Below are 25,402 nucleotides of genomic sequence, written 5' to 3'. Positions count from 1 at the left end.
AATACTAATTTACATGTTAGTTACTATAATAATTAATTAGAAAACATCTTGTCTTTATAAATTGTATACATTTTCTGATTAATTTTCTGTGTATCATAGTTATTAATTCTTTTCATATTATTTTTTTTAATATTCTCTCGTAAATTATTATTTTCAAACAATTTTTTTATTGCATCCACATATAGTTCTACTTTGTTTTTATTAACTAAAAATCCATTTTCCTCATTTATAATTAAATCTTTATTCCCACGGATATTACTACATATAATAGGCAATGGGATTGCCATAGCTTCCATCAGAGCTACTGGTAACCCTTCTTGTAAAGAAGGAAAAGCAAAGCAGTCTGATATGGATAATATTTTGCTAACATCTTGTCTATAGCCGGTAAATACTACTTGTTCACTTACTCCTAGATTTTCAGCTAGTTTTTTTAACTCCGTTTCTAATTCTCCAAGTCCGCAGATGATATATTTGATTTTTTTATTCTCTAGAAGAGGTAAACTTTTGATAATAATTTGATGGTTTTTTCTAACGGAAAGTTGACCAACACTTGTAATTATAAAATCATTTTCATTTAATCCCAATTCATGAAGCATGTCACTCTTATCAAAATTTTGTTTACTTATACTATTAACGTCAATCCCAATACCAGGCACATATTTATTATACTTAGAATGAAGCTTCTTGTTGGCTAGCTTATAATCCTCTTTGTTAATTGTAATCAATAAATCAGTATATTTAGAATAATACTTTTCAATAGGGAAAAACAATATCCAATTTTTAATAGGAGACCCTTTAAAAAAATGAAAGCCATGAGCTGTATATATAACTCTTAATCCACCTTTTCTAAATTTTTTTGCAGCGCTTCTAGCAACTACTCCCCCAATAGGCGAATGACAGTGAATTAAATTGTAGTTATTTTGTGTTATCAATTTTTTTAATAAAAATCTAGAAGTGAGTATTTTGGGGAATTTAAAAATATTTCTTGGAATAGGTATATGAAAATATTTTATTTTTTTTGTTTTAAGTTCTTTTTTAAACTCTATAACTCTCTCTTTCGAAGTAATACTGCCTTCTTCAAAATTACACGCCACATGCACTTCATAACCTAGCTTTTGTAATATTTCAATATTATTCATATTAAATAAATCTATCATGGAAGCTACTGAAGCTACCATTAAAGCTTTTTTCATCGATTTTCTCCTCTACCTATCTTTTTCTCATAAACTAGGCTTCCAAACGCCTTATTCGTCAATCGTCCGATTTTTCCTGGTACATATCCCAGTAAGCGTATTGCCCAATTCATATAAGAGAAAAGGTAAATCTTTTTCCCATTTGCTTGAGCAATGTCTCTCACCATATGACTTGTACGAACATATTGATCATTTTGTGGAAAAAATACGCCACTATCTTGAGCATCAATACGTTCTTTGACAAACTCAGATAACTTATCAATATGCAGCATTGATCTTTCATTTTTTACATCAGGAAAAACTGGCAATTTATTTGCCAACTTGACCAATTGTTGGTAGTTCCCCTTACTCCCCGGTCCATAGATCATTGGTGGACGTAAAATAGCAACATGGAAAGTATCATCATTTAATGGTTGTAAGCCAATTTCCGCTTGCAGTTTGCTGTCGCCATAGAAATTGGAAGGATTTGGTTTGGTATCTGGAGTGATTACACGTTTTTTGTTGATATTTGTTTCTTCACCATAAATAATGATGGAACTCATATAAATGAATTGTCCGTTCTTTCCTGATAGATCTTGTTTATATTTTTTTGCTGTCTCAATTGCAAGGTCTCGATTGACTGCATAATAGAGCTGTTTGGTTTCTTCGCTTACTTTCGATACATCTGCGTGCGCGATACCTGCTACATGAAAAACCGTATCATACTCCGAAAAGTCATGTTCTCGCCACGCGTCACCTCGTACACTTAGTGTGTCGATTTGATACTCGTCTTGAAATTGTGTCATCCATTGTTTGAAGGATATACCAATATAGCTGTTTGCACCAGTAATCAGGATCTTTTTCATTTTACATCCTCCTTTTTCGCCGAACCAGTTCCGCCTTCGACAACGCCTTCGCTTTTAAAGACGGAGATTATAGTTCCAAAAAAGCATTTTAGATCCATCATTGGCGTGATATTTGCTGTGTACTGTCCGTCTAAACGTGCTTTGTAGTCAATCTCTAATTCATCCCGTCCACTGATCTGTGCGAGGCCTGTTAGTCCTGGACGGATATCATTTGCGTGGTACTTGTCTCGTTCTTCAATCAAATCATATTGGTTCCATAGCGCTGGGCGTGGTCCGATGACTGCCATGTCCCCTTTTAATATATTAAATAATTGCGGTAGTTCATCCAGACTTGTTTTTCTAAGGAATTTTCCTACTCGTGTAATAAAAAAGTCAGGATTTGATAACAAATGAGTTGGTGTCTCTTGAGGCGTATCTACTTTCATTGTCCGAAATTTATAGATATAAAAATGGGTCTTGTTTTTTCCTACCCGTTTTTGTTTAAAGATGACTGGACCTTTTGAATCGATTTTGATAGCTATACATAGAATCAAAAGAATTGGTGACAATACGATGATGCCAGCTAAAGATAATAAAAAATCTATCCCTCTTTTTAAACCGTCTTTATACACTTTACTCCCCCTACTTATTCGAAGCATTTGCAAAAGTGACAATATCTTTAGCCAATTGTTCATCGTCTTGCGGCAGGCTCTTGACAAAATCCATCACTGTTTGCATGGAGTAACCTTTGATGTTTCCTACAAAGATTTTCTCATAAACTGCTTCATCATTTCTTTCCTTATCCAACAATAGTTCTTCATATAGTTTTTCCCCTGGACGGATACCTGTTTCAATGATTTCGATTTCGTCTTCGCTATACCCGCTCAATCGGATCATGTTTTTGGCTAGGTCTACAATCTTCACTGGTTCACTCATATCTAGAATAAAAATTTCGCCACCTTTTGCTAATGCGCCAGATTGAATAACTAAACGACTCGCTTCAGGAATCGTCATGAAATATCGGGTCATACGAAAGTCTGTTACAGTGATTGGACCACCTTGAGCAATTTGTTCTCTGAATACTGGAATCACACTACCTCGAGAACCAAGGACATTCCCAAATCTGACAGCTGAGAATTTCGTACAGCCTTCTTCATTCAATCCAGTCACGATCATTTCAGCGATTCGTTTTGTTGAACCCATGACATTTGGAGGATTGTTAGCTTTATCTGTCGATACCATGACGAAGTTTTTCACTTTTGCTGCTTTAGCTGCTTCTGCTACATTTTTTGTACCGAAAATATTGTTTTTGACTGCTTCTTTTGGATTATATTCCATCAGTGGTACATGTTTATGAGCAGCTGCATGGTAGACGATATCTGGATGATATTGTTCCATGATCTCATTGATTTTCTCGCGATCTTGGATATCTGCGATGATCGGTACGATTTCTGTAGGACAATTTTGATGATGCGTGCGTAACTCAAGGTCAATCAAGTAGATCGAGTTCTCCCCATGTCCTAAAAGCAATAGCTTTGCAGGATTGAATTGAATGATTTGCCGACAGATTTCTGAACCGATCGATCCTCCTGCGCCGGTGACAAGAATGACTTTGTCTGTGATCTGATCTTTGATGGATTCAATATCCAGCTTTACCTCATCTCTTCCCAGTAAATCCACTACGTCAATTGTTTTTAATTTTGATACGCTAATTTTTCCTGAAGCAAGTTCTTCTATAGAAGGCATCGTGTTGACTTTCACACGAGCGGATTCGACTAACTCGAAGATTCTTCGTAATTTTTTTCTTGATAAGGAAGGGATAGCGATCGTTACCATTTGAATGTCATATTTTTCAATCAATTCCGGAATATCTTTTAATGCACCTAATACTTTTTTTCCTGAAAGATACGTATTTCTTTTATTTGGATCATCATCTACAAACCCGACAACGTGGATATCTTGAGCCGTTTTGGATCCAAGAAAGCTGTTGTATAAAATACGCCCGCCTTCGCCAGCACCAACGATCAAGGTATTTTTAGCAGAATCTGTGGATACATATCTCATATTTTTTGTTTCGATGTAGATACGCCAGATCAATCGGCTACCGATGATCAATAAGAGCGAAAGCAGATAAGCAAAGATAACTAACCGTAAACTGTATCGCCGATTAATGAACATCAGTATGAGGATACTTGAGGCAGCACTTGCAGATAGTGAACTAAAAATTGCAATGATCTCTCTTAAATTTGTATAGCGATTGATCCGAGTGAAAACTTTGAATAAACTACCATAAAATAAATAAATACCAATCGACAAACCGATAGAGATTAAAATAAGGTCCATTGGTATAGATACAAACGGCTTCATGAATTTAGCTGCTGCAATATTTGCAGCAATTAATAACAAGCTGTCCACAACAACCAATGTGGCAATTTTTCTTCTTCTTGTTAATACAAACACCTTACATTCCCCCTAAAATAAACCAAACTTCTTCTTTTTTGCCTCTTCATAGACTGGATAGCTGATCTCATCCCCGTTGATCAGGTCCTTTGCGACTTGTTTCATTTGTGCTACTTTTTCCTTACCAAAGTCCTTGGCGATTTGCTCATAACATTCTTTTAAGTAAAAGGTACGTTTAGAGACCCCATGGGCATCGGAAGCGACCATCTGAACAAGATTATGTTCAACCATTGTTTTTGCGGTTTTTTGAATCTCTTTTCCAAATACGCCGACATAACTTGGCGCAGTTAACTGAGCTAAACAGCCCATATCTAAAAATGGGATTAGATTGTTAGGGTCTTTCCTAAAATGAGCATTCCGCTCGGGATGGACAATGACTGGAATTTTTCCCAGCTGTAGTAAATCGAAGAAAATTTGTTCTGTATACGTAGGTACTTCAATCGTAGGAAATTCTATCAAGATATACGTATCATCAAGATCTGTAAAAAGGATGTTATTTTTCTGTATATCTTCAATTAAATCTCCTGTTATTCTCACCTCTTGTCCCTCAAGTACTGTCAAGGACAAGCTCCGTGCGTCCAATTCTTCTTGTAAAGAAGTAACGAGAGAAATGACCTCTGACTTCGGATTGCGGTATTTTCCATTGTTATGATGTGGGGTACAAAGGATATGCGTAATTCCTTGGCTAATCGCTTTTTCAGCCATAGCGATGCTCGCATTGATGTCTTCTGCTCCATCATCAATTCCTGGTAAAATGTGGCAATGTAAATCAATCATTTCTCTCGTCTCCTTCAAACTAATTAATTTCCATAATAATAGTAGTATCCTGAATCTTTCGAGTGTTCGGCACCGTTATAAACGACACCAACAATTCTTGCTTGAACCATATTTAAAAGATCTCTCGCTTTTGTTAAGGATTCTTTCCGAGCAACATTCTCTCGAACCACTAAAATCGTTCCGTCTGCTTTAGATGCCATGATTTGCGCATCAGTTACTGCTACAACTGGTGGCATATCAAAAATAACCACATCATAAAGATTTTTCGCTTCTTCCATCACTTGATTCATTCGTGCTGACCCAAGTAGCTCAGATGGATTTGGTGGTTTTGGTCCACTTGTTAAAACAGATAAATTATCGATAACCGTTTTTTGGGCTGCTTCAAGGACGCTCGTTGAGGTGCTTAACACGGTACTCAATCCACTCGCATTATTTAAGCTGAATGTCTTGTATACTGTAGGCTTCCGCATATCGGCATCGACTAACAAGACCCGTTGTCCTGATTTAGCAAAAACAACCGCTAAATTAGCTGAGGTTGTCGATTTTCCTTCGCTAGGCTCAGAGGATGTAATGACAATGGTCTTGATTTGTTTATCTGCTGAAGACGCAAATTGAATATTTGTACGGATCGTACGATATTGCTCTGAGATTGGTGAAGAAGGATCAATTAGCGTGATCAAACTTACTGCATGTGTCTGCGTCCCAGTACGTTCTTGTTTTTTTGCCATCATTGTTCCCTCCTAGACTCGACTACGACTGCGGCGTGATTCTGCCGCTTTGTCGCCTTGCGGTTTCTTAATAAATGGTGCACTTGGTTTTTTCTGAATGGTCGCAGCCAATTCTTTTGGTGACATTCGGGGTACAGTACCTAATACGGTAAAGCCTAATGTTTCAGTTACAAATTTATCATCTTTGACAGTTCGATCTAGCAACTCCAATAAGAAGGCTAAGCCAACACCGACCATGATGCCTAGTACTAGACCAATGGCTAAGTTTAGTTTGTTATTAGGTGAAACTGGAGTGGTACTAGCTACCGCACTTGAAATGATTGAGATTTTATCAACATTCATAACATCTTGGGCATTTTCTTGAAAGACCAATGCGGTCGTGTTGGCAATATTTTGCGCTGACACTGCATTGGTACTAGTTGCCTGAATGGAAAACATTTGTGAGTTTTGCGATTGATTGATTGAAATGGATTCCTTCAATTGTCCGACAGTCAAGTCAAGGTTATTTTCAGACTCCAAACGATCCTTGACTTGTGTCATAACTAAATCGCTGACGATCATATCTTTATACGTATTGATCATTTGCAAGTTTGTATTTACATCGTTTGCATTGGTAGTTTCTGATTGAGGCAATGTCACAATCAACTGGGCTTGTGAACTGTATTTAGGTGTAATGACAAAGAAGGTGAATATCCCTGCTAAAGCTAAACCAGCAAACATTGAAATAAAAATAGCAGCTAAGTGTTTCCGTAGAATTGCGAATATTTCTTTTAAGCTAATTGTTTCTTCCATCTTTTCTCCACTTCCTATTCATTCTCTAGATTTAGTTGAGCTTTCAACTCTTTTTGAACTCTTGCTAGTTCTTCGTCACTCACTCGCTGATATGAGATGCCGTCTTGCATGAATCCTTCCCCTTGCAACTGATCTTGTTTGATTGTTTGAAAGGCACTGCGATAATTAAATGCTAAAGTTCGCATGTCATCGAAACTCATATCTGTTTTCATGTTTTGCTCAACAGCATTTAAGATCGTTTGATATTGGGTGATGCCATCAAGACTCAAGACTTTCTTAACGATCCCTTCAACGATTTTACGTTGACGTTCTTGACGTCCATAATCGCCGTTTGGATCTTCATAACGCATTCTTGAATAGGCAAGGGCTTGTTCGCCATTTAGTGACGTACGTCCGATAGCAAAATCAAAGCCATCTTGCGAAAAGGTGATTTCATTGTCAACTTCAATGCCGCCGACTGCATCGACTAATTCTTTTAAACCAGCCATATTGATTGATACATAATGATCGATCGGAATATCCAAGAATTTTTCTACGGTATTCATTGCCATCGCTGGTCCACCAAAAGCATAGGCATGGTTAATTTTATCTGTCGTCCCGTGTCCAACGATATCGACATAGGAATCTCGTCCAATACTCACCACAGTCGTCTGGTTGTCCTGTGGGCTGATGGTCGCAACCATCATGGTATCAGAACGGCCTTGTTCGACTCTGCCTAAATCACCGGTATCGATCCCCATCAGTAAAACCGAGAAGGACTCTTGTTGGGATAGATCGACATCATTTTCACGTAGGCGATCTTCTCGATCACGCTCAACTGATTGATAAGTTTCGTTAATTGAGTTTGACACATCAAAATATAGTTTAGCAGCAACACCGATCAATCCGATGACTAACACTGCAACGATTGAAAAAATAATTAGAAAGATTTTTTTTCCTTTTGACATTTGCTTTCCTCCAGTTATCTCTTTTTTCTTTGATACATGTTTTCAATTAGTAGACAACGTCTGAACTTTGATCTGTCCAGGTGCCGTCTCCTGCTGATGTATCCTCTGAATAACTTTCCGTTGAAGCGGGGGGTGTATACGTGCTGTACCCTGTGTACCCCATTTGGGTAGCGACTTTGTCTGCTAATTCGGTGTATTTCTCTTTCAATTCTTCATTGCGAACTTTGCTGATACTGTCGACTGCACTCAGGTATTTTTCTAAGGTGACTTCACTGGTCACCTCATCCCCGTCAAGCATTTCATCAAAAGTTTCTTGTAATTTTGCAATGCGGTCCAATTGGGTATCCGCATACTCTAAATAGGAAACAACTAACTCTTTCCATTTACTATCTTCAAAAAAGCTCAGATTTTCACGGACATTCCCAACATCCGTTTCTTTTAGATCGGCTCTAATGATGACATCATTCTCAGCACTTTGCCAATTTGAAACGCCTTCAGTAAATAAGGCTTCCGTATCCGCTTGTACTTTTAATTTTGCCTCGATGTCTTTTAGTTGATCATCAAGGGCGGCTTTTTCTTGTTGGATCTCGACTGACTCAGTTGGTAATGCATCATCATCGATCCCATAATCGTCTGCAGATACTTTCACTGCAGAAAGTTTTGCGACTGTTTTAAGAACGTCTTCCTCTTTAAGATCTTTTCTTAAAAATATTTGATCCTCGTCGCTGTATAATTCAGCAATTTCATTAGACAACTCATTGATGCGATCTTTTTCGCTGGCAATCGCTGTCTGTGCGTATTCGACTCGCTGCTGATATTGTCTTTGGTTATTTTGTCGGTAACCAATGAAACATATTGCAACTGCGCCAATACCCACGGCTAAAACAGTCAAAGTCTTTACTAACGGCTTTCCCATGAACACACTCCCTACTTCAATTGTGCTTGTTTAAGCATGCTGCCTTCGTCTGACATAATAAAGGCAATTCTAGTTTATTATAAGAGAAATGTATCATTAAATAAAGGAAATTCCTGTTTTTTCTTTTTAAAGGTATATTTTTCATCAACAAAAGACTTATATAATGGCAAACATCAGTTATTTTAAATATACATAAATAACGTGTAGCATACTTGACAGTTTTTTTAAACCCTCATTTTAAATAATGAATAATTCAGTGATAATCGTTGTTCTCATCGTCTTTGAGAGTTGTCACATCATAGAAAAATAACCTCTAGTGATTATATTCAATCATTTTCTCAACATCTTTTCATTATAAATAGAAAACATAAGAATTTCAGAAAGAAAAGTTAAATGTTGTTGTTATTATAAATCGGTTGAATAAAACGGAATATTTTTCTTGGGGCACATAGGGTTTCCTTCGCGGTTACTATTTAATTACACCAATCGTTCCTATTAAAATTATAAGTTATCTTCGGAAAAGTGACTTTCTCCCTCAAATTCACCTCACCAACTTCTATCGGTTTATTTTAAATATAGTTAATCACTCAATTTTTATTTTATCGTAATAAAATTGTCACCTCTCTCTTACTATTCAATGCCAATCAATTTCCTTCTTTGCACTGAAAAAACGTGTTTCTACCTATATATATGCCGATCATCAGTTGATTTATAGAAAATGCAAAAAATCTTGCACAGGCACAGGTATAGATTTCACCAACCGATGAAATACGTGATTTGTTTTTTCTTCCCTATCTTCTTTAAGATGAATAAGTAAGATTTGCGATTTTATTCATGAAAGGAGCCACGTCTTGAGAAATTTTCAAATTAATTTTATTACCAACACAGCAACGATTCGATAGCTGAAAATTTTGATGGCATTCGAGAAAAATTATCAATGTTCGACTCAAGGTTTGGCAAAGATTTCAGGAAGTACCACGCGAACAATCGTAACTGACGTGACGGATCTCAAAGAGTATTTTGGCGACTGTTTATCGATCGATTCTTCTCACAAGGGGTATATTTTTTCAATCAAACATTCCGCTGTGTATTTAATGAAAAAACGTGCGCTGATTGCCGATGAGATTTTGTTCCATATCATCGAAAGTATTTTCCACAATGATCTTTATAGCTCATCGGAATGGGCAGAGAAGTACCATATATCAGAAAGCACCGTTCTTCGCTATTTGCGGAAAGTGCAACCTATTTTTTCTTTCTATCGTTTGGAGATCCAAACAAATCCCATTTGATTTATTGGTGAAGAGATCAATATTCGCAAATTTTTCCATGATTTCTATTATGAATCGGAAATTACTGCCCATACGATCTTTCCACCCATCGCCATCCAAAATATCACGGCTAGTGCTTTTTCAAGATGTTATCAACTGGACCAACATGCTTGTTCATTTGGTGAATTCAATTATTACTTGTATATCACCTTTGAGCGCCATTTTGCAGGTCAACGTATCGAGTTGCCTAAGCAAATAAAAAAACTATTTGAATAGTATAATGATTTTCGGCTATTTTCTGAAATCAATGAGGCTGTAAGTGAGCAATATCAAAAAGAACTTCCCCACGAGGAAGTCCTTTATTTGTTCTTATTGGTAAAAGCCCGTCGCTCGATCAGCAACTTAGCAATCGAGCAAACCTTTTGTAGAGAGTATAATCATTGGCCTGAAATCAAGCAGCTTGCGGCAGCCTTTGTCAAGGATTGCTTGCCAGATACACAAGATAGCGCTCGCGATCGACTCTTAGTGGAGTCCTTTTTTACGGTAGCAAAAATCAAGCAATTATTATCCCCCTTATTAAATCATATGATTTCTGATACCGTTCAATTTGTCGAAGAGGCGTATACGGACGATTACCATCTATTTAAAAACTATCTGTTGACGCAACCATTAGCTAGAGAAATTTGGGACAGTAACACATTGGAGCACTTAGGGACGAGTCTTACGATGTACGTTACTTCTATTAAATCTTTGTACTGGCAAGCCAAGAAGAATATCGCTTTTTTGTTCGAAGGCCCCTTTTATTTATGCCAATTATTAAAATGCAAATCTGTTCGTTATTTGCGCAGTTCTCGGACCTTTTATTTTCCGGACTCCAATGAATTGTCGGCAGGCTATTTGGAAAAAAATCAGATTGATTTGATCGTTACCAACTATACGGAATACATTACGGAATATGCCCAAGACATTGATTATTTGCTATTCAAAACCTTCCCCGATGAGCACGACTGGGAAGCTTTAGAGGAAACGCTAAATGCTAATTTCAATCCTTGATCAGCGAACACCCGCCGTTCCCCTCGATCTGACCAAGCTATTCAAAATATGCACCTGAGAATGAGTGTAAGAACTTGTGAGAAGTTTAACAATAAATCCAGAGCCTATCGCTTATGTCGTCACTGACGCAGCGATAGGCTCTCTTCTTATGCCTTCCTACATTATAAGTAAAAAAAGAAGCAGCCACTTCATTCAGTGAGCTGCTTCTTGCTAGTTGATTGATTAATCGAGGATCGTTACTTTTACTTGACGACGGCCCCATTGGATACATTGTGCGACGTTATCAAAGTGAACATCAATGATGTTTCCTTTGATCGCGCCACCAGTATCAAGCGCTAATGCTACGCCATAACCTTCAACATTGACTAAGGTGCCTAACGGAATCACGCTTGGATCAACGGCAACTGCCATTGGATTTTTACGTAAGTCTGTCCCACTTGCTGTAAAGAAACTAGAGCCAGCTTCTTTATACGAGTAAGCAGTTGATTCCATCATCAATGTTCGACCACTACTTGTATTGCTGTTGTTGCTATTGTTATTACTGTTGTTAGTTGTATTGCTTGAGCTGCTGTTCGAGCTATTGTTGTTGCTTGAAGAGCTGCTCGATGATGAGCTGCTGCTTTCAGTCGTATTGCTGCTCGATGAAGCAGACGCTTGTGATTCAGAAGCGCTTGAACGTTCAGCAGCTTGGGCTGCTTCTTTTTCAGCTTTTTCTTGCGCTGCTTGTTCCGCCGCTTCTTTGGCTGCTCGTTCTTCTGCTGCTTTTTCAGCAGCTAAGCGAGCTGTTTCAGCTTCTTTGCTGGAAGCGATTTGTGCCAAGGTTGCTTCGTTTTCTTTCAATTGGGCTTGTAGATTCGCAATTTTTGAATCCAGTGTTTTGGCTTCTGATTCTAATGCGGTTTGATTTTCTTTCAATGATTGCTGTGTTGACTGTGCTTTTTCTTCTAAAGCTTCCAGCTTTTCTTTTTCTGCTGTCAATGAATCGATCTTTTCTTTTTCCAAGTTTTGTAACATCGTCATCGCATAGGCACGATTGATAAAATCTTGGATGTTGGATGATTCTAATAGTACCGTCCAGTCTCTGGTAGCCCCACCATTAACTTGGATGTCTTTCATACGTTCCGCAACGACAGCTTCACGCTTTTCAATTGTTTCTTGTGCAGTTTTGATTTCTGCTTTGGTTGTTGCTAATGATTCTTCATTTTCAGCGATTTGAGCTTTTAGCTCTTCTACCTCACTGTATTTCGCATTCACATCAGTCAATGCAATCTGTACTTCCGTACTGATTTCCTGACTTTGCTGCATGACGGCACTTTCTTGCTCTTGCAATGATTCAAGTGACTCAGCCTGCGCAAAGATTGGAGAAACGATTCCTGCCGCAAAGACAGCGACAACGATTGTTCGTAGTTTCTTTGCCTTCAAAAAATTCCCTCACTTCTCACTATGGTTTCCAACATATCCTATTATACAAATTCTTAAGAAGAATTTTATTGCAGGACCTTTACAATTTGTTACAAATTATCGTAAAAGTGGGTGTTTTCATCGTCTTTTCCGACTGAAATTAGTCAAAAGTGGGAAGAATCAGCATTGATAAGGGTTTATTTTTTGTAATCTAACCGTAACAAACCTATTTTTTCTTACGAATGGCTTCAATAAATCGATACAATTCCTGACTGCTTTTTATCTGATTGATTTCTAACTTTTGAAAGTTTTTTAAGAGCCTTCTTTGATGGAAATTCAATCTCGGTAGATTTTGTTTTAATACGCGCCATTCTTCTGGAAACGCTGCGAAGCGCCCTTGCCAATCGTTTTTATATTGCTCAATATTTTCAGCCAATTCTTTTTTGTGCTGCTCAAAAGCTTGATTGACCTGTTGCACCGCTTTCTGAAAGGCAACCAAGTTAGCTAGGGTATAGCCCATATCAAAAGAGAGAACCATTAATAAGAAAACTGGCAATAAGAATCCTACGCGAGCACTCAATGTTTGAACAATCTCCAGCATTTGCGGATGAACAAATCGAACAATGAGCACACAGCACACGCCCCAAAAAAGAGAAATCGGCAAAGCCACCCGTCCATTGATATTCAGTGGTACTTCTTTGTAATCCCACCATGAGGCATGAAAAAACCGCTCGAGTAAATAACTTGTCACATATTCAAGCACGGTGACCAACAACGCTGCCGCAAAGAACAGTGGAATCACTTGCTCATGCAATGGCCGTAACAAATAGACAACGCCCAGAATTCCAAAGCCGTAGATGGGTGTGATTGGACCAATAAGGAACCCCCGATACACAAAGTGCTTGGCTTTTAGTGAGCAATAAATGGTTTCCCAAAGCCATCCGATAAATGAGTACAAGAAAAACACTAAAATGATCCGTTCAAATTGAACCATACCTCTCCGCTCCTTTTCAAACTATCACAATGATTTGTGCAATCGTACTTATCATCACAATCATACCACAAATCAATCGGTCTTATTTTGAATCAGTGCAGTAGCTTATTCCTCGTTTGAACGTTCTTTTTTGTTGCTTATTGATCACCAAAAATAATTGATGGGTGCACTTGTTCTTTCAAACTATAGCCACATAGTTCTTTGTTGAAGGTAAAATGATCTTGTTCCACATTTGCAATGATCTCATCTTCGGAAAATCCGTGAAAATCGTAGTCATTGATGTAACTGCGAAGTAATACTAATTTTGCATCGATCAAGAGAACTCTTTGGATATCCATCCAAAAAGCCATGTCTTTGTTTTTCAATATTTTTTTCAATTCTGCTTCCTGTGCTAACCAGTACGCATAGACTGATGGCATTTCACCTTTAATGGTTTCAGCAGATAATCCTTCTCTCATTTTTACTAGATACTCATTTACTGATTGATAAAACAATTTCCTTCCCCCTAGTTCCATTATTTTTAAACGTAGATCTTATGTTTCTTCTATTCCTCGCCGCTTTGAGCTATCTTTCTCTATCCGGCTGTCGCTGATGTCGCCCTACTTTTTGTATCGAAAGAAGCCATAGTATTTCGCAACAAAATTCTGACAATTATTCAAAACAAATAGATAAATAAAAAACACACTATTATTTTATAGATATAACCGACACAATTTTTAACTTCACTATTCTTTTAATGCTTCCTTTCTTTTCTAAAGCATAGCAAAAGTCGCCCCGTATTTATAATCAACTTTTGCATCAATCTAAGAAAAAAGTGAAAATAAGCGGTAACAGTCAGTTATTTCGGCTTCATTTTTTTAAATTTATTATTTAACAACCCTTTATTTTTTTCTTTTCATGCAGTAGCTGAGAATATTTTATTGCGTTATTTCCTTTCCTATTATACGATTAACTAAATAATGTTGGTTATTTGAAAATAGAAAACAAAGGGGAACGTGAGAATAATGAGAAAAAGTGTTGTTTTTAGTTTATTGGGGTTCACACTTCTTTTTGCTGGCTGTACGCCAAAAGAGGAGAAAACAGCTTCAGAAAGCACGGAAAATGCAAGCACTACAAGCTTATCTATGACTTCGTCAACAGAAGTCGCGCAAGAATCGACGGGCTCTTCCAGCGAAGCGGCTTTACCAAGTTCGGAACAAACCATCACAGGCGTGAGTGGAACAAACTATACCATCGATTTACCTAGCAATTGGCAAGAGGTACCTGATTTCACTTCATTGAATCCTGACAATGATTTCATGTTGTCCGATGCGTTAGAAACAAAATACTTAGCTGCAGTCGTTGAATCGAAACAAGATTTTGCCGATTTAGAAACTTATCTCGGATTGGTTCAAGAAAATTTGGCAACGAGCTTCGATACGACTGCCACCTTTTTACCAATTCCTGACACGAAGGCCTATTTCGTTGATTTCCCAGCGACAGTTGAAGGGCTAAATATCCACTATATTTATTATGTACTTGAAACCGAAAATAATTACGTTCAGTTGTATGGTTGGACGTTAGAAAGCTTATACGACTCTTCAAAAGAGGAACTAACAGCGATCATGAACAGCTTCAAAAGAAGAATAAACAAAACATCTGTAACCATTTTGGCAAATAGCCGCAAAAATGGTTGCAGATGTTTTTTCTTTTTATCTACGGACTACAAGACGTTGCCGTACCAGAATCAATGAGCCAGAAAGGTTATTCCATTGCATCAACTGATTCACAGTCACACCGTAGCGTTGCGAAATCCCCCATAGAGTGTCTCCCGAACGTACAGTATAGGTGGTGCTGTTTGATGAGGAAGTGTTCGTTTCTTGAACATACGCTGCACTTACCCAACCACGTCCTTCAATTCGATACCAGACATTGTTGCCATTGACACTGGTTCCGGTCTTTTGCGCAACTGCGCGAAAAGAGGAATTGTTCACCAATAAACCGACAATTCTTGCACTGGTAGACGCATCGGAGCGAATGTTCAGAGCTGCCGTTGTACGGAACTCTTTGTTGATACTTTGTTCAGAGCTATTACTTCCAGCGTTGACTTCTGTCACGTACGCAGCACTCACCCAGCCGCGTCCTTGGATTCGATACCACACATTGTTGCCGTTGACACTCGTTCCCGTTTTTTGAGCGACTGCTCGAAATGTTGCATTGCTTGCCAAGGAGCCAACAACAGAAGCGCTAGTCGATGCGTCGGAACGGATGTTCAAGGCGGCGGTGGTGCGAAACTCTTTGTTGATGCTTTGTTCAGCACTTTTGTTACTGTTATTATTATCGTTGTTATTACCATTATTATTATTGTTATCATTCCCACCCGTATTCGATGAGATCTCCGTCACGTGAGCGGCACTTACCCAACCACGTCCTTGAATTCGGTACCACGTCGTATTGCCGTTCACACTGGTGCCGCTTTTTTGCGCTACTGCTTCAAATGTTGCATTGGCAGCCAATGAACCCACGATCGAGGCGCTGGTGGAAGCATCCGAACGGATATTGAGTGCTGCATTTGTTCTGAATTGCTTATTGATCGCCTGTTCAGAATTGTTATTGCTGTTATTGTTATTATCGCTTGAACCGCCACCACTTGATGTATCGTACTGGGTCAAATTGTACGTTTCAATCAAGTTGTTTAGCTTACTTGCATAAGACGTGTCGGTGGCATAGCGTCCTTGCAGCCATTGTGTCGCGTCACGATAAGAATTCGTATTAGACTTCCATGCCCCATGGTAGAAGAAAACCCCCGGCGAAAATGAGGTGGTTCTCAAAACGTGCGCATTGTCTTGAAAAGATTCTTTTAATGAAGGGTATTTACGAAACTTCGCAATAATCGGATAGAGATTGCCATTCCCGTCATCTTCCAAGGTTTGCATCTCTACAAATTGACCATTGTAAGATCCCTTGATACCAAACATATTATTGGCAAGAGTAGTCAGCGTGGATTGCCCCCAACCTGATTCTAAGATCGCTTGCGCAATCATGACTGAAGCGTAGAGGTCATTTGCCCCCGCCACTTCTTGTGCCATTGGTCCTACTTGCTGAATAAATGCTTGCTGATTATTAGAACGTGCCATTGGATTGTTGTAGTTGGGCATGACCTTCGTTTCAATGGCGATCCGCTCTTCTTCGGACAGAACAGGAATGTCACGATCGATTTCTGCTTCATTCTGTTCAGAAGCATCATCTGCTGGTTCATTTTCGGGTACGTCTTGAATTTCTACTACATCCGAACTTTCAGCTTCTGATGGTTCGGTACTATCTTGCGTTGCTGGTGATCCCTCGTTCACTTCTTGATCTTCTACAATGCTCACGGAATCTTGCGTCGATGTGTCTTGGGTTGACTCTGCTGTTTCAACTACTTGAACACCATTTTGGGTTTCTGCTGACTCAAGTGTATCTGCTAAGACATTCATCGGCAAAATATTCACCGTACTAACAAGTGCAGCGGTTGCCGCCGCACTTTTACGGTAAAGAAGTCCTCTTCTTTGTTTCTTCGCACGATAACGAAGCTGTTTTCTTTCTTCCATTTGTCTCTCCTTAAAACTACAGCTAGCTACTTCTTACATTCTTACTGCAAAGCTAGGTGTAAAATGAGCGGTACTGCCAACAGAAACATTTTGTTCTGGGCGTGGTGCATGAATGTATTGTCCGCCACCTAAAGCAATGGCTACATGATAGGTGCTGCCTGATGAACCCCAGAATAACAGATCTCCTGGTTGTGCTTGGCTAACAGAAATCACTGTACCCGCTGTTTCTTGTGGTACCGTCCATCCACCAATATCTCTCCCTGTTACTTGTAAAAAGACATAGCGAGTAAACCCAGAACAGTCAAAGCTGTCCGGTCCTTTGGCACCCCAAACATAGGGTTTTCCGATATGCTTATAGGCTTCTGCCACGATTGCAGCCCCATTTGTTGATGCTGGTGCAGAAGGTGCTGGCGGTGTCACGATCGGTGCTGGTGACGGAGCAGGCGTTGGCGCTGGTGTTGGTGTAACGGGCGTCGGTGCTGGCGTTGGTGCAGGAACCGCAGGTGCACTGTCCGCTGTCGTCTCTGGTGCTGCAGGTGTCACTGGTGTTTCTGGCTCTTGAATTTCAGGTGTATCTACTGGTGCTTCTTCTGGAGCCTCTGGTGTTTCAACTGGTTCAGATTCTTGCGTTTCCTCTGGCTGTGTTTCTGCTGGTGCTGCTGGCTCTTCCACTGGCGCTTGGCTCTCTGTTTCTGCGTCAGATTCGGTGCCCTCTGCTTGAACAGCCGCTTCATTCAAGGCTGCTGCTTCCGCTGCAGCTTGTTCCGCTTGGGCTTGTAAAGCCGCAACACGGGCAGCTTCTTCACGAATTCTTGCTTGCTCCGCTTCATAGGCTTCTTTTTCCGCACGCAGCTGCTCTTTTTCTTCTTCTTTCGTTGCTTCTTCGTAGGCTAACTGACTAACCAAGACATTCAATTCTGCTTGGCTTGCTTCCAAGACACCTTTTTGTGCTTCCAGATGGCTCTGTGCTGCTTGCAATTCTGCCACTTTTTCTTGTGATTCCGCACGCTTTTGTTCAACTGCTTGTTGGTCGGCTTTTTGCTGTTCGATTACTTCATTATTCGCTCGAATGATCGTCGTCATGGCATGGACCCGACCCACTAGATCACTGACAGAATCAGCTTCTAGTACGGCTGTTAGAAAATTGTCGCCTTTTCCATTGACTTGTGTTTCTCTGGCTTGCTTTTCGATGTTTTCTGAGCGTTTGGCAATCCGCTCTTCTAACTGACTGATTTCCTGATCCAATCCTTCGATCGCTTGCAACAAATCACTTTGCTGCGCTAAAATGATTGCTGCTTCTTGATTTAATGAATCAATTTCTGCAGACAATCCATCAATTTCCCCTTGTACGCTTTGACGTTGCTGTCTCAACTGATCAATCTCGTTATTTTTTTGTTCGATCAATTGATCATGATTCGTAGCAAAAACGGTCACAGGTCCGCCGAATGATGACAATACAATGCCACACATACACACTGTTGCAAAGATTTTCTTCTTCATCTGATCCTCCAAATTCAATTTTAAAACTTTTTTTTCATTTATTTGACCATTTTCATTTTACCATAGTTCAGCAACAAACCCAATCCGTAAGCGATTTACATTTTAGTTACACAAATAAACTCTGTTTTTTTATTGCATGTTCCCCACTCCTATGCGATCGACACGCCACGTGAATGCCTATATATCACCTATTCAAGAAAACTTCATAGAAAAAGTCTTTTTTCTTAAGAAAAAATAAATAATGTTGTAGATTTCACTTTGATTACATTAATTTTCTGCAAAATATGCTTGATTCACAAAAATTTTACAGATGAAAAAAGCTCCTTCCTAGTGTTTACTAGAAAAGAGCGAGTTTTTTTGTCTTAGTTATTCGCGATAAGGGAGTAGTTGTCTCATTACAGCGATTTGGTCATCAATGGTCTGTTCTGTGATGTGACCGGTCAGAGCCAAAATCCCCAATCCTTCAATCACGAACATATAGTTTTCTGCAATCACTGCCAAGTTTTCATCTTTTAACACGCCTTGCTGAACGCCGACTTGAAAGATCTCATGGATCGTCCGTTTCGTCTCAGAAAGTTGTGCTTGCTGCAGGGAACTGGAGGCTTCGGTTTTATGCGTATAGTAATACTCGTAGACGGCTCGCAGCATACCGTCAGAAATGCTGTGGAGTAGACGCTTGCGATGGTCGGAAAAATATTTGTTTAAAATCGTTTCAAAGGGCACTTGCTCCATGATCATCTCTCGTACATCATCAAATTTTCGTTTGGAGCGCTGCTCTAACACTGCCAAAAAAATCTCATCCACCGAACGAAAGTATAAATAAATGCCGCCACGACTAATGCCGCACTCTTCGATAATGTCCTTCATTGTCGCATCAATCAAGCCTTTCTTACTAAAGACGACTTTGGCACTTTCAAGAATCAAATCACGCTTTTGTTGTTTTTTCTTTTCCGCTGTAGTCAATTCGCTCTGTTGCTTATTTGCCATTTTTTTGGCTCCTTTCATCACATTATTAATGACACTCGTGTCATTTTGTTGTATAATCAACCTAACTTAAAAATGACACGAGTGTCATTATAAAAAAGGAGTTTTTACAATGAATACAAAAAGTAAAACCTATCACCTTGTCATTCGTGCCATTTTGACTGCTATTATTATTTTACAGACGATGGTGCCTTTCCTTGGATTTATTCCGATCGGTATCACTAGTTTAACGATCATCCATATCACGGTGATCGTCGCTGCCATCGTTTTAGGGACAAAAGACGGGATGTTCATCGGCTTAGTCTGGGGTATTTTTACCATGATTCGTGCGTTTACCTCTCCGACAACGCCCTTAGACATTGCCGTTTTCACCAACCCAATCATCTCGGTGGTTCCCCGTGTATTGGTTGGCTTAGTGGCTGGTCTCTTGTTTACGATCATTTACAAAAAGACCAAAAAAGTCGTCGCTGCTTCGATTGTTGCAGCAATCTTTGGGACCATCACCAATACAGTTTTGGTCTTAACGTTAATGGGAACCTTATATACTGGCTTAGTTGCCACTACCTATGGTGTCGATGCTTCGGCTTTATTCGTGACCCTCGGTGGAATCGCTGTAACGAATGGAATTTCTGAGGTGATCACAGCTGCGATCTTAACACCCATTCTAGTAAAAGCCTTATTTGCAGCAACCAGTTTACGTCCCGAAAATCGTTAGTCCCTTCTCTTATCCTATCATTTTTTTCACGTTCTGAGTACTCTTTGCCCAAACATTAAAAGCCCCCGATCGAAGAAAGCTTCTATTGTATAGAAATGCTTTCTTCGATCGGGGGACTTCTTCTTTTATTGGTTAAAAAAAGGTGGATAGCAAGGCAAGGATCGCTAGACCGCCTTGGGTCAAAATAATTTTCTTGTCGCTAGTCACACTGCCATATGCAGCCACTAAGATAATGTAGATCAACAGCAAGCGACTGATTTCCAATGGTGCTGAAGCAAAGGTAATACTGTAAAGTAACCCCAAACCAATCAGCCCATTGTAAACTCCTTGGTTTTTGAACAAGGTCACAACGATCGGTCGTTCAAGCTCTGTTTTCGTCACGTTGAAGACCCGCGCCGTTGCTTTGGACGTAGTGGCAAATGTTTCTAAATAGAGAATATAGAAAAACTCTAAGGCAACCAGTACAATCAAAATCGTCGATAAAATCGTCATCTTTATTCTCCTTGCTGAGCGACAACGATCTCGCTCGGTTTGGCTGCAAATTCAGGCATTTGTTGAAATAATTGTTGCAGCAGCGGGTTTTGATTGTGGGCGGTAATTGCTTCTTGATTCGCCCATTTTTCGACCATGACAAACCGATTGTTCTCTTCCAATGATTCATAGAGATGATAGCCGTGGCAGCCTTCCTCAGCTCTCGCCGATGCTAATAATGGCGTAACAGCGGCTAAAAAATCTGCCCGCTTTTCTTCTTTGATGTAAAACGTTGCATTGATGATTTCCATCGTTTTCCCTCCTCTTATAGAAATGTCGTAATTTGTTCTGCGTCTAACCGAACGGATTCATAGCCTAATTCTTTGGCTTTTCCGACTGAAAGGATCATGACAGGAACATAACGTTCTTTGTCTAAGCCAAAAGCTTCGGCTAATTGATCTGCTTCAAAGCCGCCGATTGGGTTGGTTTCATAGCCATGCGCCCGCGCAACTAACATAAATTGCATCGCTGCTAAACTAGCGTCGATCTTCACCACATCATTCATTTGTTCTTTTGTAAGATTTTCGTAATGCGGAATGATCGCTGCTAATTGTTGGTCACGTACTTCTGCTGGCATTTTGCCTTCTGCTACTGCTTTGTTATAGATTTCTTCTCCTAGTTCATGACAAAGCATATCACCAAAAATCAAGACCATTGCAGAAGAGGTATCATTTTGACGGACGTTGAAACGAATCAACGGTTTCAATTTTGCTTTTTGCTCATCGCTTTCCACAACGACAAAGCGCCAAGGCTGCATATTGACTGAGGAAGGTGCTGTCGTTGACTCTTGGATCATGGTCAACATTTCTTCATGGGGGATTTTGTAGGTTTCATCATAGACACGAACCGATTTTCGGCCAAAGGTGATCTCTGAAAAATTGTTATTGCTGTATTCTGTCATGGGTTTGCCTTCTTTCATGGAACTAATTTCATAAGTAATGTTAGAAGCTGTGCTTCTTCTTCTTCGGTCAAATTGATGCCTAACGACTCCTCAGAGCTGGCATGCTTTGAAGCACAACTAGCCAAATCGGCTTGTGCTTTCGGTGTCAAAGAAACAAAAATCTCGCGGTTATTGTCTTTGTTTCGTTCCCGTGTCACAAATTGTTTTTCTTCGAGAATCTTCAAATGCCGCGTGACCGCTGCACTATCGATCTTCAATTCATTCTGTACTTGATTTTGGGTACAGCGTCCTTGCTCATTCAAAAACTGCAGCAACTGATAACGGGTCAGACTAAAGCCAGTCTCTTTTTCAAAGATCGCCGTTAATTCTTGATTCACGATTTTCATCCGATACAGCAATCCGCTTAGCTCACGTAAATTCATTGCATAAACCGCTCCTTTCATCATTGACTTGTCAACTGTTGACTAGTCAAGTATAAATCATTTTCTTTTGCTTGTAAAGAGTAAGCAAAAAAGACCCGCAGCTAGGCGAACCTCATCAAGAATCGAAACAGAAATTCTTTGATAAAGGTACACCATCAGGCTGCGGGTCTTCGTGACTCCAGTTTTGAGAAAATACGGTAGAATATATTTTATTTTAATTGGAAGAGTTTCTTCAAGCCCATCACGATCAGTGTAGAGATCGCTGCTGCTGCGAAGATAATGCCCCACGTGCCAGCTTGAATCGGCATCGTATCCAATAGCTCATTCATAAACGGTACATAGACCGCTGAAAGCTGTAAGCCCACGGAAAGGAGCAATGCCCCCATCAATGGTTTGTTTTTCAAGAGGGTTTTGTCTAAACCAAAGCCGCTGCTCTTACGAACGTTGAAAATATGCATCAATTGCGCCACTGCCATAAAGGTAAAGGTTGCTGTTTGTGCATAAAGCAACTCGTGATCCGTCAGCATCAGGAAATTGAAGAAGCCAAACGCCACCAAACCAATCACGACCCCACTTAAAATGATGCGTCCTAAGAAACGCTTGTTAACGAGGCCATCCGCTTTTGTGCGGGGCTGGCGCTTCATAATGTCGTCTTCAGCTGGTTCAAAGGCTAATGCCATGGCTGGAGCAATATCGATGACTAGATTCAAGAAAAGGATATGCAGCGGTTGGATCGGCATGGGCATCAAGAAAATGACACTTAGAAAGATCGTCACGATCTCAACCATATTACAAGAGAACAGGAAGGAAACATATTTTTTGATGTTGTCAAAAATGATGCGTCCTTCTTTGATAGCATCGACGATCGTTCCAAAACGGTCATCCGTCAAAATCATATCGGAAGATTCTTTGGCTACTTCTGTCCCCCGAATCCCCATGGCGATCCCGATATCGGCGCCGTTAAGTGCTGGCGCATCGTTGACCCCATCGCCAGTCATTGAAACGATATCGCCTTCTTCACGCAACGCTTCCACAAGCTGTAATTTATTTTTTGGTGAAACTCGAGCAAAGACAGCGACTTCTTCGATTTTTTCGTTAAAGCCTTCTTGCCCTGCCAATTCATCGATCTCACGGCCCGTCATGGTTTTTTCATGGTCTTTTAAGCCAATTTCTTTGGCGATCATGGATGCCGTCTTCGGATGGTCCCCCGTGATCATTTTCACTCGGATCCCCGCTTCTTGTGCGACCTTCACTGCTTCTTTGACATCTGTTCGCGGCGGGTCGACGATGCCCGCAAAGCCTTGGATCTTGATTTCCTGTAGTGCTGCTTTCAGCTCTGCTTCGTCCGTTCCACCTTGATAATCCTTGATGCAACCGACAGCGATCACCCGCTGCCCATGACTGGCTAACGTGTCATTGTATTCATGAAGCTGTTCTTTTTCTTTGGCATCAGCATCGGCTAAATCAATCAAGACATCTGGTGCCCCTTTGATGATCAATGTCCGTTGCTTTCCTTCATACACGGTCACCATGTATTTGTTGTCGGAATCAAAGGGCATTTCTGCGATTTTCTTCAGCCCGCTGTCCTGCTCTTTTTGGCGATTGATGCCGATTTTTTGACCTAAAACGACGAACGCCCCATCTGTTGGATCACCGAGGATCTCGTATTGCCCTTCGTTTTCACGTAAAGTGGCGGTGGTACATAAAGCACCATTTTCGATCATCCCTTGCAGCGCATCATGATTGGCTGCATCGATCTCGGTTTCATCCTCCGAGTCTGCCTTGTAAAATTTCCCGTTGGGTTCATACCCATTTCCTGTTACTTTGAACATTTCTCCTGAACCTAAAATGATCTCAGCAACCGTCATTTGGTTTTCTGTCAGCGTCCCCGTTTTGTCACTGGCAATGATACTGGTGGCGCCCAAGGTCTCAACAGCTGATAACGATTTGACCAGTGCTTTGTGCTCGGCCATCGTCCGCATGCCTCGGGACAATGTGATCGTCGAAACGGCTGGCATTGCCTCAGGTATCGCTGCGACCGCCAAAATAATCGAGATATGGATCATTTCGACAAATGGTTGATTCGTCAAGACCCCAGCGATCAAAACTGCCACCGCAGCAAAAAGCGCGGCAATAATGATTGCTTTTCCTAGCTTGTCCAATTCGATATCTAACGGCGTTTGACGCTTTTTGTCACCCGTCAGCATGTCACTGATTTTTCCGACCTCAGTCTTCATACCGGTTTCTGTCACTACAGCATAGGCATTTCCCCGAGTTGCCGCAGTTCCTGCAAAAACGACATTGCGGCGATCGCCTAGTGGAACATCTTCTTCATAGGTTTCTCGTGCATCTTTTTCAACAGCTTCTGACTCACCGGTCAGCGCTGATTCGATGCAGGCAAAGTTGCTCGTTTCAAGTAAGCGGGCATCTGCCGCAATGGCATCCCCTTCTTCCAGAACGAGAATATCGCCTGGAACGATTTTTGCCGACTCGATCTCCATTACTTCTCCATCACGAATCACTTTTGCGGTAGTGTAAATCATGCTTTGAAGAGAATCAATTGATTTTTGTGCTCGTAATTCTGTGATAAAACCTGTCATTACAGCAATCACCACGGCAATCAATACTGCAATTCCTTCAATCGTTTCCCCCATCGCAAAAGAGAGTAACGCAGCTGCTAGCAATAAATAAACAATCAAGTTGTTCAAGTTATGCCACAGCAATTCCCATACAGAAAGGGATTCTTGTTGCTGGATCGTGTTTTCTCCGTATTTTTCTAAGCGTTTGTCAGCTTCTTTCCCGCTTAGGCCTTGCTTGCGGTCACTTTCAAAATGTTTCAAGGTCTCTTCAGTCTTTTGCTGGTAAAATTTTTCCATCAAATTCCTCCTTTTAATTGTAAACTTCTTGCCGAGGGTTTCCACGTTTCTGAAGGGATAAATCGGTACAGATACCTTGCACAGTCATTTTTTGATTTGAATCGGTTCAGGCGATCGCTGAATGAAGGGAATATAACCAATAAGAAAAGCAAGCGCAGGTTGACTGGCTGAGGGAAAAGGTATGTGTGTGAGCATCGATCATTTTGCGAGCAATGAAGTCGCTTCTTTTAATCGTCGCAAGTGATCTTTCTATGTACGTACTTTGTGAAAAAACCATCCGACCTACTTCTAACCTATCATGGATGAAGATGTTCGCAAAGGATTTTGCTTCACAAGTGGTGTAAAAAAACAGTCGTAACAAAATTAGCACCACCGCTTTTGGTGACGATTGGGCAGCATGTCAGTAATGCCAAACAGGTACTCGTTTCGGTGTTTTCTTAATAATCTAAGCTTTTGCTATGTTGTGATTTACAATGTTACAACTCTAGCAAAAAAATAACTTTAAAAAGAGAACGCTTGCTGTCCTTACTTTATTTTAACAAAAAACAACA

General features: G+C 40.2%; 24 protein-coding genes. 4 read left to right on the top strand and 20 right to left on the bottom strand.

Annotated elements, in window-relative coordinates:
- Window positions 1-32: 32 nt before the first annotated feature.
- The 9 genes from IGJ25_RS06865 to IGJ25_RS06825 are packed head-to-tail and all read right to left on the bottom strand — an operon-like array spanning window position 33 to window position 8,637.
- Window positions 33-1,193: a glycosyltransferase family 4 protein gene (locus IGJ25_RS06865; RefSeq protein ID WP_047929516.1), complete on the bottom strand. Its 1,161-nt coding sequence runs from the start codon at window positions 1,191-1,193 to the stop codon at window positions 33-35.
- Window positions 1,190-2,038, bottom strand: a complete 849-nt coding sequence (locus IGJ25_RS06860) for an NAD-dependent epimerase/dehydratase family protein (RefSeq protein WP_375847844.1) — start codon at window positions 2,036-2,038, stop codon at window positions 1,190-1,192. Before IGJ25_RS06860 ends, IGJ25_RS06865 begins: the two co-directional genes overlap by 4 nt.
- Window positions 2,035-2,649 (bottom strand): sugar transferase, encoded by a 615-nt coding sequence (locus IGJ25_RS06855; protein ID WP_276530029.1) that lies wholly within the window; start codon window positions 2,647-2,649, stop codon window positions 2,035-2,037. The genes IGJ25_RS06860 and IGJ25_RS06855 overlap by 4 nt, the downstream gene beginning before the upstream one ends.
- Before the next feature lie 10 nt (window positions 2,650-2,659).
- Window positions 2,660-4,477 (bottom strand): polysaccharide biosynthesis protein, encoded by a 1,818-nt coding sequence (locus IGJ25_RS06850; RefSeq protein WP_142964381.1) that lies wholly within the window; start codon window positions 4,475-4,477, stop codon window positions 2,660-2,662.
- Between the two features lie 12 nt (window positions 4,478-4,489).
- Window positions 4,490-5,254, bottom strand: a complete 765-nt coding sequence (locus IGJ25_RS06845) for a tyrosine-protein phosphatase (RefSeq protein ID WP_142423691.1) — start codon at window positions 5,252-5,254, stop codon at window positions 4,490-4,492.
- Window positions 5,255-5,277: 23 nt separating this feature from the next.
- Window positions 5,278-5,985 (bottom strand): CpsD/CapB family tyrosine-protein kinase, encoded by a 708-nt coding sequence (locus tag IGJ25_RS06840; RefSeq protein ID WP_375847848.1) that lies wholly within the window; start codon window positions 5,983-5,985, stop codon window positions 5,278-5,280.
- A 9-nt stretch (window positions 5,986-5,994) separates the two neighbouring features.
- Window positions 5,995-6,774 (bottom strand): YveK family protein, encoded by a 780-nt coding sequence (locus tag IGJ25_RS06835; protein WP_375847849.1) that lies wholly within the window; start codon window positions 6,772-6,774, stop codon window positions 5,995-5,997.
- 14 nt (window positions 6,775-6,788) lie between these two features.
- Window positions 6,789-7,721, bottom strand: coding sequence for an LCP family glycopolymer transferase (locus IGJ25_RS06830; protein ID WP_015509384.1), 933 nt, complete (start codon window positions 7,719-7,721; stop codon window positions 6,789-6,791).
- Between the two features lie 46 nt (window positions 7,722-7,767).
- Entirely contained in the window at window positions 7,768-8,637 is an 870-nt protein-coding gene (locus IGJ25_RS06825; RefSeq protein ID WP_438779202.1) for a hypothetical protein, read from the bottom strand.
- A gap of 914 nt (window positions 8,638-9,551) precedes the next feature.
- On the opposite strand from IGJ25_RS06825, the gene IGJ25_RS06820 reads away from it, so the two are divergent.
- Window positions 9,552-9,926 (top strand): helix-turn-helix domain-containing protein, encoded by a 375-nt coding sequence (locus IGJ25_RS06820; protein WP_438779201.1) that lies wholly within the window; start codon window positions 9,552-9,554, stop codon window positions 9,924-9,926.
- 342 nt (window positions 9,927-10,268) lie between these two features.
- Window positions 10,269-10,958, top strand: a complete 690-nt coding sequence (locus tag IGJ25_RS06815) for a hypothetical protein (RefSeq protein ID WP_438779200.1) — start codon at window positions 10,269-10,271, stop codon at window positions 10,956-10,958.
- Between the two features lie 222 nt (window positions 10,959-11,180).
- Here IGJ25_RS06815 and IGJ25_RS06810 read toward each other — a convergent pair whose 3' ends face one another.
- From IGJ25_RS06810 to IGJ25_RS06800, 3 genes are all read right to left on the bottom strand, one after another.
- On the bottom strand, window positions 11,181-12,380 hold the full coding sequence (locus tag IGJ25_RS06810) for a 3D domain-containing protein (protein ID WP_438779199.1): 1,200 nt from the start codon (window positions 12,378-12,380) through the stop codon (window positions 11,181-11,183).
- Window positions 12,381-12,585: 205 nt separating this feature from the next.
- Window positions 12,586-13,353, bottom strand: coding sequence for a putative ABC transporter permease (locus IGJ25_RS06805; protein WP_438779198.1), 768 nt, complete (start codon window positions 13,351-13,353; stop codon window positions 12,586-12,588).
- 137 nt (window positions 13,354-13,490) lie between these two features.
- The gene (locus tag IGJ25_RS06800) at window positions 13,491-13,868 is read right to left on the bottom strand and encodes a DUF7006 family protein (protein WP_005234961.1); all 378 of its coding nucleotides are present in this window, start codon (window positions 13,866-13,868) and stop codon (window positions 13,491-13,493) included.
- A gap of 489 nt (window positions 13,869-14,357) precedes the next feature.
- On the opposite strand from IGJ25_RS06800, the gene IGJ25_RS06795 reads away from it, so the two are divergent.
- Window positions 14,358-15,086 carry a hypothetical protein gene (locus tag IGJ25_RS06795; RefSeq protein ID WP_438779197.1) on the top strand — a complete coding sequence of 243 codons (729 nt, stop codon included), beginning with the start codon at window positions 14,358-14,360 and terminating at the stop codon, window positions 15,084-15,086.
- On the opposite strand, the gene IGJ25_RS06790 is transcribed toward IGJ25_RS06795, so the two are convergent.
- From IGJ25_RS06790 to IGJ25_RS06780, 3 genes are all read right to left on the bottom strand, one after another.
- Window positions 15,045-16,922 carry a glucosaminidase domain-containing protein gene (locus IGJ25_RS06790; protein ID WP_438779196.1) on the bottom strand — a complete coding sequence of 626 codons (1,878 nt, stop codon included), beginning with the start codon at window positions 16,920-16,922 and terminating at the stop codon, window positions 15,045-15,047. The genes IGJ25_RS06795 and IGJ25_RS06790 overlap by 42 nt on opposite strands.
- Window positions 16,923-16,955: 33 nt before the next feature.
- Window positions 16,956-18,422, bottom strand: coding sequence for a PcsB-like coiled-coil domain-containing protein (locus tag IGJ25_RS06785; RefSeq protein ID WP_438779195.1), 1,467 nt, complete (start codon window positions 18,420-18,422; stop codon window positions 16,956-16,958).
- A gap of 366 nt (window positions 18,423-18,788) precedes the next feature.
- A complete protein-coding gene (locus IGJ25_RS06780) occupies window positions 18,789-19,409 on the bottom strand; it encodes a TetR/AcrR family transcriptional regulator (RefSeq protein ID WP_223079900.1) in 621 nt (206 codons plus the stop codon).
- Between the two features lie 109 nt (window positions 19,410-19,518).
- On the opposite strand from IGJ25_RS06780, the gene IGJ25_RS06775 reads away from it, so the two are divergent.
- Window positions 19,519-20,121, top strand: coding sequence for an ECF transporter S component (locus IGJ25_RS06775; protein ID WP_438779194.1), 603 nt, complete (start codon window positions 19,519-19,521; stop codon window positions 20,119-20,121).
- Window positions 20,122-20,253: 132 nt separating this feature from the next.
- On the opposite strand, the gene IGJ25_RS06770 is transcribed toward IGJ25_RS06775, so the two are convergent.
- The 5 genes from IGJ25_RS06770 to IGJ25_RS06750 form a co-directional block, all read right to left on the bottom strand.
- Window positions 20,254-20,613, bottom strand: coding sequence for a DUF1304 domain-containing protein (locus IGJ25_RS06770; protein WP_015509373.1), 360 nt, complete (start codon window positions 20,611-20,613; stop codon window positions 20,254-20,256).
- A gap of 2 nt (window positions 20,614-20,615) precedes the next feature.
- On the bottom strand, window positions 20,616-20,903 hold the full coding sequence (locus IGJ25_RS06765; protein ID WP_128431865.1) for a putative quinol monooxygenase: 288 nt from the start codon (window positions 20,901-20,903) through the stop codon (window positions 20,616-20,618).
- A 14-nt stretch (window positions 20,904-20,917) separates the two neighbouring features.
- A complete protein-coding gene (locus tag IGJ25_RS06760; RefSeq protein WP_008378805.1) occupies window positions 20,918-21,553 on the bottom strand; it encodes a nitroreductase family protein in 636 nt (211 codons plus the stop codon).
- 14 nt (window positions 21,554-21,567) lie between these two features.
- A complete protein-coding gene (locus IGJ25_RS06755; RefSeq protein WP_008378808.1) occupies window positions 21,568-21,975 on the bottom strand; it encodes a MarR family winged helix-turn-helix transcriptional regulator in 408 nt (135 codons plus the stop codon).
- Window positions 21,976-22,184: 209 nt separating this feature from the next.
- On the bottom strand, window positions 22,185-24,851 hold the full coding sequence (locus tag IGJ25_RS06750) for a cation-translocating P-type ATPase (RefSeq protein WP_438779193.1): 2,667 nt from the start codon (window positions 24,849-24,851) through the stop codon (window positions 22,185-22,187).
- Window positions 24,852-25,402 lie beyond the last annotated feature (551 nt).

Source organism: Enterococcus sp. DIV0240d, assembly GCF_051711245.1.
In the GTDB taxonomy this organism is placed as follows: domain Bacteria; phylum Bacillota; class Bacilli; order Lactobacillales; family Enterococcaceae; genus Enterococcus_D; species Enterococcus_D casseliflavus.
The sequence above is the reverse complement of the archived record's forward strand: the minus strand, read 5'-3'. Positions and strand labels throughout refer to the sequence as shown.